This is a genomic window from Streptomyces auratus (assembly GCF_050433025.1).
GTDB classification, from domain to species: Bacteria; Actinomycetota; Actinomycetes; order Streptomycetales; family Streptomycetaceae; genus Streptomyces; species Streptomyces sioyaensis.
Genome location: NZ_JBNGCB010000001.1, coordinates 1,678,383 through 1,691,463, shown reverse-complemented (window position 1 = coordinate 1,691,463; position 13,081 = coordinate 1,678,383). Strand labels below are relative to the sequence as shown.

The following is a 13,081-nucleotide window of genomic DNA, read 5'->3' as shown; positions in this document are numbered from 1 at the left end:
GCATGCGGAGTACGGGCACCCGCTGTCAACGCTTGGGGACCACCGGACACGTCCTAGGGTGGAACCGTGCCCCAGCTTCCGTACAAGGTTCATGAGCTCTCCGTCGGCCAGCTTTCCGCGCGGAGTGGCGCCGCGGTCTCCGCGCTGCACTTCTACGAGTCCAAGGGGCTGATCAGCAGTACCCGGACGGCGGGCAACCAGCGCCGCTACTCCCGTGATGCGCTGCGCCGGGTCGCGTTCGTGCGGGCGGCGCAGCGGGTCGGGATTCCGCTCGCGGTGATCCGTGAGGCACTGGCGGAGCTGCCCGACGAGCGCACCCCCAACCGCGCCGACTGGGCCAGGCTCTCCGAGGGCTGGCGTTCCGAGCTGGACGAGCGGATCACTCAACTCGTCGAATTGCGCGACCGGTTGACCGACTGCATCGGCTGCGGCTGTCTCTCGCTGGAGACCTGCGCGCTGTCCAACCCGTACGACAGCCTCGGTGAGCAGGGGCCCGGCGCGCGCCGGCTACGGGTCGACCGGAGCGCCCAGGACCCGGAGGGGGCGCAGCGGCGCGCCGGCGACCCGCAGGGCGCGGCCGGGCGGCCCAGCGGCACGCCGGGTGGCCACAGTGCGCCGGGGTGCTGTCCGGACGAGCGGTGAGCGGGTGTGCGTCCGTCCCGGCGCGGGGCGGACGCACACCCGGGTGTCACCACATGGCCGGCTTGCGGCCCGCCCACGGGCGGGCCTGCTCCAGCTGGGCGGAGAGCGCGATCAAGGTGGCCTCGTCGCCGTACCGGCCGGCCAGCATCACCCCGATCGGCAGGCCCTCGGCGTTCCACTGGAGCGGGACGCTCACCGCGGGCTGGCCGGTGGCGTTGTAGACCGCGGTGAACGGGGTGAAGGCGCCGATGGCGGCGAACTCGGCCTGCGGATCGGCGTCGTTGCGCAGGGCGCCGACCGGGACCGGAGGTGCGGCCACGGTCGGCGAGAGGATCACGTCATAGCCGCCCGGCGGCATCAGCCCGTCCGCGAGGGACTGGGCGAGCATCCGGAAGGCATACAGCGAGCGGGAGAATTCCGTGCCGGAGACCTCGGCGCCGCGGGACCGCAGATAGCGGGTGAGCGGCATCAGCAGCTCCTCGCCTCCCGGTGGCACGGGGCGGCTCGCGGCCAGCACCGACCAGACGCGGGTGAAGGCGGTGAGGATGCCGTCGTCGGCCGGCAGTGACAACTCCTCGACCTCATGGCCGAGTCCGGACAGCAGCGCGGCGGTGTCGGTGGTGGCGGTGCGGCAGTCGGGGTGGACCTCGACACCGGGGACGGGCGCCTCGGTGAGGCAGGCGATCCGCAGCCGTCCCGGGTCGCGGCGGGCGTGCCCGGCGAACGTCTCGCCGGGCCGCAACGACGGCGCCGCGAACGGGTCGCCGGGCATGGGGCCCGCCAGGACGTCCAGCAGCGTGGCCGCATCGGCGACCGTACGGGCCAGCGGGCCCGAGGTGGCCAGGCCGGAGACGTCGTGCAGCAGGGGGCCGCCGCTGATCCGGCCCCGGCTGGGCTTGATGCCGAACAGCCCGCAGACGGAAGCCGGAATGCGGATCGAGCCGCCGCCGTCGCTGGCATGCGCGAGCGGCGCCAGTCCGCCGGCCACCGCCGCGGCCGCCCCGCCGCTGGAGCCGCCCGCCGAGCGCTCCGGGTCCCAGGGGGTGCGGGCGGGCGGCGCGAGGCCGTTCTCGGTGTAGCAGGGCAGCCCGAATTCGGGGGTGTTGGTCTTGCCGAGCAGGATCGTGCCGCCCGTCCGCAGCTTGGTGACCACATGGTCGTCGAGCACTGGCACATTCTCGGCCAGTGCCCGGGAACCCATCGTGCAGCGCACCCCGGCCACCTGGTTGAGGTCCTTCACCGGGACCGGGACGCCGTACAGCGGGGGGAGTTCGCGGCCCTCGCGGCGGGCCGCGGCGGCCTCGCTCTCCGCCTCCGAGGCCTGCTTGCGGGCGATCTCCGGGGTACGGGTGAGGAACGCGCCGAGTGTGTCGTCGAGCCGCTCGATCCGCGTCAGATAGTGCTCGGTGAGCTCCACGGGGGAGATCTCACCGGACCGGATCCCCTCGGCCTGTTCGAGCGCGGTCAGATCGTGCAGTTCGGCCATGGACGTCCACCCTCTCCTGGGGGTACCTCCCATGCCCTGGAGGCATGGGGCGGGAGCCCGTGCGGCCTGGTGCCGTACGGGCGGGGCCGGTGCCCGCCGGGCGCGATGCCGGTGCGGGTGGTCAGCCCGTGCACAGTTGTTTCAGTTTCCGGGTCGGTGCGTAAAGGCCGTATTTGACTCCTCCCCCTCGTAAACGAGGGGGTATCCACGAAGCAGACCTGATGAACGGGCAGTTCATGCGTCGCGGGCAGGCCCGCTCATCGCGGCGGCTGCGGCGCGTATCAGCTCAGCGTTGTCGCGGGCCGGGCGGCCGTCGGGCAGCAGGAGGGTGTCCTCCAGGCCGATCCGGGTGTCCAGACCCAGTGCGCCGGCCAGCCGCAGCACCGGCCAGGCCCCGCCGTCCATTCCATGGAGCAGCACCGGGCGGCCGGGCGCGGCACCGGCCAGCGCGGCCAGCAGCTCGCGCGCGGTGGCCGGCGCGGAAGCGGCGTCGGCGCCCGCGTCGGTGCCGGCTTCGGTGCTGATCACTTCGGCCAGCACCCGCAGCACCCTGGGTGCGAGAGGGGAGCGGGCGAACAGCCCGGCGGCGGCGGTGCGCGCCCAGATGCCGGCCTCGACGCCGACGCCGCGCTCCATCAGGGCCGCGGCAAGCGCGTCGGCGCCCGGCTCGTGCCAGTTCACCGACGCGTGATCGGGCAGCACCGTCCAGGACGTGATCCGCGCCAGCCGGCGCTCGGGATCCGGCTCGGCCCAGGCGCCGGTGGTCACCCCGACCGGGACGTCCACCACCGCCCGGATCGCCTCCAGGGCCGCGGCCACCACCTGCGGGGCGAGCGAATCCTGGCCGCACGGGGTCTTGGGATGGACGTGGACATCCTCGGCTCCGGCCGCCACCGCCTGCCGTGCGGCAGTGGCGAGGGCGGCCGGTGACATCGGTACAGCGCCGGAATCGGCCGCGGTCCGGGGGCCGTTGAGGCAGACCTGAATCATGCCCTCATGATGGCAGCAGGGTCCGACAACGCCCGGACACGGCCTTTCCCCCTGAGCCCGGTGCGGCTTCGCCGGCCTGCTCAGGCCGCCGCGAACGCCCCCGCGCCGTGGACCCGGTCCGCGGCCATCAGCACCTCGGGCGTGAGCACGGACACCGGCGCGAGCACCCCGCACTCCCGGCAGGCCGGCCCGGACGCCGGGTGGTTCATGGACTCGGGGAGCCAGGTGAAGCGGGTGCCGCCGCACACCGGGCAGTCGCGGCGCGGGCGTCCCGCCTCCATCGCCGCGATCATGTTGCGGAGCACCACCGCGAGGCGGGCCGCGGGGTGCCGTTGCGGCGACTGGCACGGCACGATGTCGCAGCCGCCCCAGGTACGCCGGTGCCACTCGTCGAGGGCACCGGGCTGCCGGATGCCGTCGTGCTTCTCCTTGCGGCGCCGGGCGGCGAACTCTTCCTCGTACGCGAGCCAGAGAGTACGGGCCTCCTCCAGCTCGGTCAGCGCGGCCACCAGCCGCTCCGGATCGGGATCGCGGTCCTGGGTTGCGATACCGGCCCGGGTGCACAGATGGTGCCAGGTCGCCCGATGCCCGTAAGGGGCGAAGCGTTCAAGGCACTTGCGCAGCGCGGTACGTCGCTGGGTCGCGACGAGACGTGGATTGCGGACCTGCTCTGCGAGGGCTCTGAAACCGGCCATTTCTTCCCACCTCCGTGGGGAGGATCCGACTTGACGTGGATGAGACGTAGCCTGCCCCCACTTGGATCCATCGAACTTTTTTGCGGTTTTGGCTGGTGGGGTGCGGGGGTGCGGGGGTGCGGGGGTGCGGGGGTGCGGGGGTGCGGACCGGCGGGGTCCGGGAGGCGAGCCGGGGTGCGGGGCCGGGCGGAGCTCAGGGGACGGCCCGGGGTGCGACCCGGCGGTGCGATGGCGGCCGTCATCCCCATGTCCCGTGAGAAAGCAAAAAGTTGACTGTTGTTCATCTTCCGGCCTGGGATAACCGCCGGTAACGTCCCGCCCACCTTCCCCCCAAGGTCTCGAAGAGCCGGGGGACCCCCACCGAGGAGCAGGAATGCGACGACGTACCGGAAGGCTCAGGACCGCCGCCGCGGCGGCCCTGTTCGCCTTGGGTGCCACGTTCTTGGCACCGCCCCCCACCGCGGCCGCGGCCGTGCACGACGCCGACGACTACTGCCAGGGCCAGTGCGCCGACATCCTGCCGCCCGGCGCCACCGGCAACGCCACCTTGGTGGAGATCCTCGGCAACAAGCTGTTCGGCACCCACCCCGAGCACTCCACCGACCAACTCGGCCCGTACGGCGCGCTGGCGAGCGGCTATCAGTCGCTCACCGACGACACCCTCACCCAGTTCTTCAACGACGCCTCCTTCGGCGTCCCCCAGGACCAGGTCGGCAAGGTCACCACGCCCCGCAACGACGTCACCATCACCCGGGACAAGAAGACCGGTGTCCCGCACATCAAGGGCACCACCCGCTACGGCACCGAATACGGCGCCGGCTACGCGGCGGGCCAGGACCGGCTCTGGCTGATGGACCTCTTCCGCCACATCGGCCGCGGCGAACTGACCTCCTTCGCGGGCGGCGCGCTCGCCAACCAGGGCCTGGAGCAGCAGTTCTGGCCGCAGGCGCCGTACACCGAGGAGGATCTGCAACAGCAGGTCGACTACATCAAGGACCACAACGGCGAGCGCGGCAAGCTGGCCATGCAGGACGCCCAGGCCTACGTCGACGGCATCAACGCCTACCGCGAACAGTCCAAGAACGGCCGCTACTTCCCCGGGGAGTACGTCCTCACCGGCCATGTCGACGCGATCACCAACTCCGGTGAGATCCAGCCCTTCAAGCTCACCGACCTGATAGCCCTGGCCTCCGTCGTCGGCGGGCTGTTCGGCAACGGCGGTGGCGGCGAGGTCCCCTCGGCCCTCGCGCTGCTCTCCGCCCAGCAGAAGTACGGCGTCGAGAAGGGCACCGCGGTCTGGGAGTCCTTCCGGGAGCGCAACGACCCCGAGGCCGCCAAGACCCTGCACGACGGGAGCAGCTTCCCGTACGCGGTCAAGCCGGCCGAGGCCAAGGGCACCGCGCTGCCCGACCGCGGCTCGGTCACCGCCGAGCCGCTGGTCTTCGACCGCACCGGCGCGGCGACCGTCAAGAGCGGCACCCCGCCGCGGGACCCGGTCAAGGCCCCCAGGAAGTACAAGAAGCTGGAAGGCCTCTTCAAGGACGGGGTGCTGCCCAAGGGGAGCTTCGACCCCACGCAGCACCGCGGGATGTCCAACGCCCTGCTGGTCTCCGGCAAACACACCGCGAGCGGCCACCCCGTCGCCGTCTTCGGCCCGCAGACCGGCTACTTCGCGCCCCAGCTGCTGATGCTCCAGGAGATCCAGGGCCCCGGCATCAGCGCCCGCGGCGCCTCCTTCGCGGGCGTGGGGATGTACGTCCAGCTCGGCCGCGGCCAGGACTACGCCTGGAGCGCCACCTCCGCCGGCCAGGACATCACCGACACCTACGCCGTCGAGCTGTGCAACGCGGACGGCTCCGCGCCCACCAAGGACTCCACCTCCTACCGCTACCGCGGGGGCTGCGTCCCCATGGAGAAGCTGGAGCGGACCAACTCCTGGAAGCCCACCGTCGCCGACCCGACCGCGGCCGGCTCCTACCGGATGCAGGTCTTCCGGACGAAGTACGGGATCGTCAGCCACCGCGCCACCGTCGACGGCAAGCCCGTCGCCTACACCGCGCAGCGCTCCACCTACCGCCACGAGGCCGACTCGATCATCGGCTTCCAGATGTTCAACGACCCGTCCTACGTCACCGACGCCGCGTCGTTCCAGAAGGCCGCCGGGCACATCGGCTACGCCTTCAACTGGTTCTACGCCGACTCCCGGAACATCGCGTACTACAACAGCGGCCTCAACCCGGTCCGCAACCCGGACGTCGATCCGGCGCTGCCCGTCAAGGCGGACGACGCCTACGAGTGGAAGGGCTACGACCCCGCCACCAACACCACCGACTACACCCCGCCGGCCCAGCACCCGCAGTCCGTCGACCAGGACTACTACATCTCCTGGAACAACAAACAGGCCAAGGACTACGACTCGGCGGGCTTCGGCAACGGCTCGGTGCACCGCGGCAATCTGCTGGACGACCGGGTGCGCGCCCTGACCAAGGACGGCGGGGTGACCCGGGCGTCGCTGACCCGCGCCATGTCCCAGGCCGCGGTCACCGATCTGCGCGGCGAGGACGTGCTCCCCGAACTCCTGCGGGTCCTCACCAGCAAGCCCGTCACCGACCCGAAGCTGAAGACCGCAGTGCAGCAACTGGAGGCCTGGGGCAAGGACGGCGCCCAGCGACGGGAGACCGCCGCGGGCTCGCACACCTACGCCCACCCCGACGCGGTGCGGCTGATGGACGCCTGGTGGCCGCAGATGATCGAGGCGGTCTTCAAGCCCGGGCTGGGCGGCGACCTCTATGACGCGCTGCGGGCCAACCTCGGCATCGACGAATCGCCGTCGGCCGGCCACGGTCCGACCGGGGGGCACGCCGGTTCGGCCTTCCAGTACGGCTGGTGGAGCTATGCGGACAAGGACCTGCGGGCGGTGCTCGGCGACAAGGTGCAGGGCCCGCTCGCGGAGCCGTACTGCGGCGGCGGTGACCTGTCCGCCTGCCGTGACACCCTGCTGGCCACCCTGCAGCAGGCGACCGGGAAGACCGCCGAGCAGGTCTACCCCGGCGACGGCAGCTGCAAGGCCGGCGACCAGTGGTGTGCGGACGCGATCATCCACCGCACGGTCGGGGGTCTGACCCACGACACCATCAGCTGGCAGAACCGGCCGACCTATCAGCAGGTCGTGGAATTCCCCGCCCACCGGTAGCGGAGGTACGGCGGCCCGCCCATTCGGCGGACCGGATACCGGCGGCAGGCCCCGGGCGCGCGCCCGGGGCCTGTGCCCGTCCCGCGATCCCGGGATTTACTTGACCATTCCACGGTTCACCGAGAACGCATCCCCTGTTTTCCGGAAGAAACCCCCAGCTATCCCGGCGGTGTCCGGGCGGGTTTTCCCTGGGGTTATGCTGCACCGTCCTGAATTCCGGGGATGGGAAGGCGAGTAGGGGCGCATGGCTTTGTTAGGCCCGCAGCAGTACCCGACGGAGTTGCTGGATACCACCATGGACCAGCTGCGCACGCTGATCGTCGTCCACGAGACGGGCACCGCGCTGGGTGCCGCGCGCCGGCTCGGCCGGGAACAGTCCAGCGTGCAAAAGCAGCTGGACACCATGAACCGCACCTTCTCCGGGCTGTGCGGCGAGGAGTTGGTCCTCAAGCAGGGGCGGGGCAGGGACGCCCTGTTCACCGCGACCGGCGAGGCGCTGGTGGAGCTGGCGCGGCGCACGCTGGGGGAGTGGTCGGACGGGGTGCGCGATGCCCGCCGCCGGCTGGGCCGGACGCTGTCCGTCGGCACCACCCGCTATACGCTCGGCTTTCTGCTGGACGCGGTGGAACGCGTCACCGGGGAATTCGAGCGCGACGACGTCGATCTGAAAGTGACCCATGTCCGCACCGGCGACCTTTTCGCCAAATTGCGCTCCAAGGAGCTCGATCTGGTCTGCGGCAGCGTGGTCGTCACCGAGGGCGCAGAAGCGGAAGTGTTTGGTCCGTACGAGGTCATGGAATGGCGGCGCAGCGGGCTTTCCCTGCTGACGAACCTGCCGCCGGAGACGCTCCCCGGCACCTCCTTCCACGCCCGTGCACTGCCCGGGCTGCCCCTGGTCGTCTCGGCGCGCGGCCTGATAGACCGCTTCCTGACCTCGTGGTACGGCCCGGACTACGGGCAGAAGCTCTCCATCGCGGCCGAGATCGAGGCCGCCCACTACGGCTTCGAGCTGCTGCGGTCCGGGGTGGTGAGCGGGGCGATGCTGGTCACCCGGGGCATCGGAGAAGCGGCCGCGGACGGCCGTCTCCCGGAGGCCGGCGGACTGCGCACCCTGGAACTGGTCGGGGAGGCGGGTCCCCGGACCGAGGTGCTGGTCGGGGTGTTCACCCGCCGCGGGGAGCGCGGCTCCTACGCCCCCGACCACCCCCTCAACCTCCTGTGGGACGCCCTGTCGTGGGAGAGCGGCCGGTGGTGGTTCCGGTCGTGAGGCGGCGCGTCCGCCGTTCTGAGGTGTCGTCAGGAACCGGCCGTGGCGCCCGCCCGGTGGCGGACCGGGGTGCCGTACGCTCGTTCCCGACCAGGGGTGCTTGGGGCGGGACAACGTTGGGGGGACTCCCGTGACGGAAACACAGCAGACCACCGGTGCACCCGCGGCGGACGCCGCCGAGGAGCGCGGCCCGGTCCGGCGCAAACGGCTCATCCCGGTGCTCTTGGCGGTCGCCGCCCTGGCCTACCTCCTCGACCTGAGCAGCAAACTGCTCGTGGTCGCGAAGCTGGAACACCACGACGCGGTACAGGTCATCGGGACCCTGCTGCAGCTCCGGGTCCTCCGCAACCGCGGCGCCGCCTTCGGCCTGGGCGAGGCGATGACCATAATGTTCAGCTTCATCGCCGCGGTGGTGGTCGTCGTCATCGTGCGCCTGGCCCGCAAGCTCTACAGCGTGCGCTGGGCCCTCGCGCTCGGCCTGCTGCTCGGCGGGGCGCTGGGCAACCTCACCGACCGGCTCTTCCGCGCGCCCGGCGGATTCCAGGGCGGGGTGATCGACTTCATCGCCCCCGCCCACTTCGCCGTCCTCAACCTCGCCGATGTGTCGATCTGCTGCGGAGGGTTCCTGGTGGTCCTGCTCGCCTTCCGCGGACTGGACCCCGACGGCACCGTCCACCGGAGCGGCGGCGGGCGCCAACAGAGCGGCGGCGGGCGCCGGCCCTCCCCGGCGCGCTCTCAGCGGTAGCGCAGATAGCGCTCCCGCACCGACCGGAAGCGCCGCAGCCCCTCCTGCCAGGCCGCGATGATCTCGTCCGGCCCCGCACCCGCGTCGATCATCGTCCGTACGGCCGCGGAGCCGGTCAGCCGGTCGATGCCGTGGTCCGGCCGCCAGGCGAAGCCCTTCCAGACGCGCTTCGCGGTCACCAGGAGGCCGATGCCGGTGCGTACCGGGTCGAACGCCTCGGGGTCGTGGACGTGCAACTGGACGCCGCCGATCGTGGTGCCCTGGAACTTGGAGAAGGTGGGGGTGAAGTACGCCTCCCTGAAGTGGACGCCGGGCAGGTCCAGTTCGGTGGCGGCCGCGGCCCACCGCCGGTCGATGCCGTCCGCGCCCAGCAGCTCGAAGGGGCGGGTGGTGCCGCGGCCCTCGGAGAGGTTGGTGCCCTCGAAGAGGCAGCTGCCGGCGTAGACGAGGGCGGTGTCGGGGGTGGGCATGTTGGGGCTCGGCGGCACCCAGGGCAGGCCGGTCGCCCCGAAGAAGTCGGTGCGCCGCCAGCCGGTCATCCGGACGGTCTCCAGCTCCACCGGGCGCCCGGCGGCCTGCGGGACGAACTCGCCGTTGAACAGCAGCGCCAGCTCCGCCACCGTCATCCCGTGCGCCTGGGCGATCGGCTCCCGGCCGATGAACGAGGCGTACGCCTTGTCGAGCACCGGGCCGGTGGCCGCGCGGCCGGTGACCGGGTTCGGCCGGTCGAGCACCACGAAGCGCTTGCCGGCGAGGACCGCCGCCACCATGCAGTCGTAGAGCGTCCAGATGTAGGTGTAGAAGCGCGCGCCGACGTCCTGGATGTCGAAGACGACGGTGTCCACACCGGAGGCGGTGAAGATGCCGGCGAGTTCCTTGCCGCTCTTGTTGTAGGTGTCGTAGACCGGCAGTCCGGTGGCCGGGTCGTCGTAGCGGCCCTCGGAGCCGCCGGCCTGGGCGGTGCCCCGGAAGCCGTGCTCGGGGCCGAAGACCGCGGTCAGCCGCACCCGGTCGTCGGCGTGCATCACATCGACGAGGTGCCGCAGGTCCTGGGTGACGCCGGTGGGGTTGGTGACGACGCCGACGGTGCGGCCGTCCAGGAGGCGGTAGCCGTCGGCGGCGAGCCGGTCGAAGCCGGTGTGCACCCGCCGCCGGCCGCCGTGCGCGGGCCGTGCGGCGGCCGGGCCCGCGGCCGCGGTCAGGGCCGCCCCGGCCGCTCCGGTCGCCGCCAGCCGCCCGAGCAGAACACGTCTCGACAGAGCCATCCGCACACCTCCGTGATCAGCAGCCGGTAATCCAGCGACTACGTGTCGTGTGCACGCTAACGCGCACCGGCCCGCTGCGGAACGGCCCCGGCCGTGACACACGGCCCGCCCGGCGGCGGCCGTGACGGAAACGGGCCTCTTCCGCCAAGACATACCGACTGGTTAGTCTGCCTGCAGCCGATTCGGCGCGACCGAGGGAGACACCGCAGTGGAAGCCGTACGGGACAAGGCCGTTGTCGTGACCGGGGCGGGCGGGGGGATCGGCGCCGCCCTGGCCCGCCGGTTCGCCGCCGAGGGGGCCCGGGTCGTGGTCAACGATCTGGACGAGGCCAAGGCGCAGCGGACCGCCGCGGAGATCGGGGCGCTCGCGGTCGCCGGGGACGCCTCCGGCGTCGTTCCGGCCGCGCGGGCGGCGCTGGGCGGCGGCATCGACATCTTCTGCGCCAACGCCGGGGTCGGCACCGGCGGCGGGCCCGAGGCGTCCGAGGAGGACTGGACGCTGGCCTGGGACGTCAATGTCATGGCCCATGTCCGGGCCGCCCGTGAGCTGCTGCCCGAGTGGCTGGAGCGCGGCAGCGGGCGCTTCATCTCCACGGTGTCCGCCGCGGGCCTGCTGACCATGGTCGCCGCGGCCCCCTACAGCGTCACCAAGCACGGTGCCTACGCCTTCGCCGAATGGCTCTCGCTGACCTACCGCCACCGCGGCATCGACGTCCACGCCATCTGCCCCCAGGGCGTCCGCACCGACATGCTGGCCGCCACCGGCGCCGCCGGCGACCTGGTCCTCACGCCCACCGCCGTGGAGCCCGAGGACGTCGCCGAGGCGCTCTTCGCGGCCATGGCCGAGGGCCGCTTCCTGGTCCTGCCGCACCCGGAGGTCGGCGGCTACTACGCGACCCGGGCCGCCGAGCCCGACCGCTGGCTGGCCGGGATGAACCACCTCCAGCAGAAGCTGGAGCAGGCCGAGGGCCGCTCCTGAGGGAGGCTGCGCGCGCACTGCGCCCGTACGGACGGGGGTGGTGCACCGGGCCGGCCGGTGTACCACCCCCGCCACACCCCCGGTGTTCCCCCGCAGGGATGATCAGGCGATCAGGAAGAAAGGGCCGCACCCGATGACCTCCTACCAGGACAAGCCGTGGCTGGCACAGCTCACCGACGCCCAGCGCGCCCCCGTCCAGCCGCCGCCCACGACGCTGCACGCCTTCCGGGCCGCGGTCGGCCGCGTCCCCGACCGCACGGCGCTCGCCTACTTCGACGGCCGGCTGTCCTACGCCGAGACCGATGCGCTCTCCGACGGCATCGCCGCCCATCTCGCCGGGCGCGGCTTCCGGCGCGGCGACCGGGCCGCGGTCATGCTGCAGAACACCCCGCACTTCGTGCTCGCCGTGCTCGGCGTGTGGAAGGCCGGCGGGGTGGTGGTCCCGGTCAACCCCATGTACAAGTCCGCCGAGATGCGGCACATCCTGGACGACGCCCAGGTCACCGCCGTCATCTGCGCCGACCGCACCTGGGACGGCTTTCTGCGCCTGATCGCCGACGGGGCCCCGTCCGTACGGATCGCGCTCACCGCATGGGAGCGGGATCTGCAGACCCGCGACGACCGGCGGGTGCTGCGCGGCGCCCGGCTGGAGCCGCAGGAGGGCGCCGACGATCTGCTGACCGTCGCCCGCACCGCCGGCCCGATACGTGCGGTACCGGCCGACCCGCAGCTCACCGCCGACGACCTCGCGCTGATCAGCTACACCTCCGGCACCAGTGGCACCCCCAAGGGCGCGACCAACACCCACGGCAACATCACGTACAACGCCGAGCGCCAGCGCACCGGTCTGGGCCTGCCCGACGGCGCCACCTACTTCGCGCTCGCCCCGCTCTTCCACATCACCGGCCTGGTCTGCGAACTGGCGGCCTGCCTCGTCAACTCCGGCACCCTCGCGCTCGCCTACCGCTTCGAGGCCGGCGTCGTCCTGGACGCCTTCCTGGAGCATCGGCCCGCCTATACGGTCGGCCCCTCCACCGCCTATATGGCGCTGATGGCGCACCCCGGGGTCACCCGCGACCACTTCGCGTCCTTCGTGACCATGTCCTCCGGCGGCGCTCCGCTGCCGCCCGCCCTCGTCGAGACGTTCCGTACCGGCTTCGGCCCCTACCTCCACAACGGGTACGGCCTGACCGAGTGCACCGCCCCCTGCGCCAGCGTCCCGCCGGGCAGGGAGGCGCCGGTCGACAAGGTCTCCGGCACCCTCGCCGTCGGCGTCCCCGGCCCCGACACCGTCGTACGGATCATCGACGAGCAGGGCCGGGACCTGCCGTTCGGCGAACAGGGCGAGATCGCGGTCCGCGGGCCGCAGGTCATCCCGGGCTACTGGCGCCGCCCGGACGCCACCGCCCAGGGCTTCCCGGACGGTGAGCTGCGCACCGGCGACATCGGCTTCATGGACACCGAGGGCTGGCTCTATGTCGTCGACCGCAAGAAGGACATGATCAACGCGGCCGGCTTCAAGGTGTGGCCGCGGGAGGTCGAGGACGTGCTCTACAGCCACCCCGCGGTGCGCGAGGCGGCGGTCGTCGGGGTGCCCGACGCCTACCGTGGCGAGTCGGTGAAGGCGTACGTCAGCCTGCGGCCCGGCACCGCCTCGGAACCCGCCGAGCTGGCCGCGTACTGCAAGGAGCGACTCGCGGCGTACAAATATCCCCGTGAGGTGGAGATCCTGGCCGAGCTTCCGAAGACCACGAGTGGCAAGATCCTCCGACGGGAGCTGCGCCACCGCGCATGACAAGGCACGAAGGACAGGTGAGGG

General features: G+C 72.2%; 10 protein-coding genes. 6 read left to right on the top strand and 4 right to left on the bottom strand.

The window, feature by feature from the left end:
* The first annotated feature begins 66 nt into the window (after nt 1-66).
* Nucleotides 67-642: a redox-sensitive transcriptional activator SoxR gene (gene soxR, locus BKA18_RS07210; protein WP_366047843.1), complete on the top strand. Its 576-nt coding sequence runs from the start codon at nt 67-69 to the stop codon at nt 640-642.
* 46 nt (nt 643-688) lie between these two features.
* On the opposite strand, the gene BKA18_RS07205 is transcribed toward soxR, so the two are convergent.
* The 3 genes from BKA18_RS07205 to BKA18_RS07195 form a co-directional block, all read right to left on the bottom strand.
* Nucleotides 689-2,128 (bottom strand): amidase, encoded by a 1,440-nt coding sequence (locus BKA18_RS07205; protein ID WP_006607692.1) that lies wholly within the window; start codon nt 2,126-2,128, stop codon nt 689-691.
* A gap of 234 nt (nt 2,129-2,362) precedes the next feature.
* Complete coding sequence (locus tag BKA18_RS07200) at nt 2,363-3,118, bottom strand: 3-keto-5-aminohexanoate cleavage protein (RefSeq protein ID WP_366047842.1); 756 nt, start codon at nt 3,116-3,118, stop codon at nt 2,363-2,365.
* Between the two features lie 80 nt (nt 3,119-3,198).
* Nucleotides 3,199-3,813: a hypothetical protein gene (locus BKA18_RS07195; RefSeq protein ID WP_366047841.1), complete on the bottom strand. Its 615-nt coding sequence runs from the start codon at nt 3,811-3,813 to the stop codon at nt 3,199-3,201.
* A 373-nt stretch (nt 3,814-4,186) separates the two neighbouring features.
* Between BKA18_RS07195 and BKA18_RS07190 the strand changes: the two genes are divergently transcribed.
* The 3 genes from BKA18_RS07190 to lspA all read left to right on the top strand — a co-directional run bounded on the left by BKA18_RS07190 (nt 4,187) and on the right by lspA (nt 9,018).
* Entirely contained in the window at nt 4,187-7,006 is a 2,820-nt protein-coding gene (locus BKA18_RS07190) for a penicillin acylase family protein (protein WP_366047840.1), read from the top strand.
* A gap of 244 nt (nt 7,007-7,250) precedes the next feature.
* The gene (locus BKA18_RS07185) at nt 7,251-8,273 is read left to right on the top strand and encodes a LysR family transcriptional regulator (protein WP_366047839.1); all 1,023 of its coding nucleotides are present in this window, start codon (nt 7,251-7,253) and stop codon (nt 8,271-8,273) included.
* Nucleotides 8,274-8,403: 130 nt separating this feature from the next.
* A complete protein-coding gene (lspA, locus tag BKA18_RS07180; RefSeq protein WP_366047838.1) occupies nt 8,404-9,018 on the top strand; it encodes a signal peptidase II in 615 nt (204 codons plus the stop codon).
* On the opposite strand, the gene BKA18_RS07175 is transcribed toward lspA, so the two are convergent.
* Nucleotides 9,009-10,283, bottom strand: a complete 1,275-nt coding sequence (locus BKA18_RS07175) for an exo-beta-N-acetylmuramidase NamZ family protein (protein ID WP_366047837.1) — start codon at nt 10,281-10,283, stop codon at nt 9,009-9,011. The genes lspA and BKA18_RS07175 overlap by 10 nt on opposite strands.
* A gap of 208 nt (nt 10,284-10,491) precedes the next feature.
* Between BKA18_RS07175 and BKA18_RS07170 the strand changes: the two genes are divergently transcribed.
* A complete protein-coding gene (locus BKA18_RS07170) occupies nt 10,492-11,262 on the top strand; it encodes an SDR family oxidoreductase (protein ID WP_096214409.1) in 771 nt (256 codons plus the stop codon).
* A gap of 133 nt (nt 11,263-11,395) precedes the next feature.
* Nucleotides 11,396-13,057 (top strand): AMP-binding protein, encoded by a 1,662-nt coding sequence (locus BKA18_RS07165; RefSeq protein WP_366047836.1) that lies wholly within the window; start codon nt 11,396-11,398, stop codon nt 13,055-13,057.
* Nucleotides 13,058-13,081: the final 24 nt, after the last annotated feature.

Excerpts from the sequence above, each read along its gene's own strand:
- BKA18_RS07205 (WP_006607692.1), bottom strand. The coding sequence starts at position 2,128 with ATGGCCGAACTGCACGATCTGACCGCGCTCGAACAGGCCGAGGGGATC.
- BKA18_RS07200 (WP_366047842.1), bottom strand. The coding sequence starts at position 3,118 with ATGATTCAGGTCTGCCTCAACGGCCCCCGGACCGCGGCCGATTCCGGC.
- BKA18_RS07195 (WP_366047841.1), bottom strand. The coding sequence starts at position 3,813 with ATGGCCGGTTTCAGAGCCCTCGCAGAGCAGGTCCGCAATCCACGTCTC.
- BKA18_RS07190 (WP_366047840.1), top strand. The coding sequence starts at position 4,187 with ATGCGACGACGTACCGGAAGGCTCAGGACCGCCGCCGCGGCGGCCCTG.
- BKA18_RS07185 (WP_366047839.1), top strand. The coding sequence starts at position 7,251 with ATGGCTTTGTTAGGCCCGCAGCAGTACCCGACGGAGTTGCTGGATACC.
- BKA18_RS07175 (WP_366047837.1), bottom strand. The coding sequence starts at position 10,283 with ATGGCTCTGTCGAGACGTGTTCTGCTCGGGCGGCTGGCGGCGACCGGA.
- BKA18_RS07165 (WP_366047836.1), top strand. The coding sequence starts at position 11,396 with ATGACCTCCTACCAGGACAAGCCGTGGCTGGCACAGCTCACCGACGCC.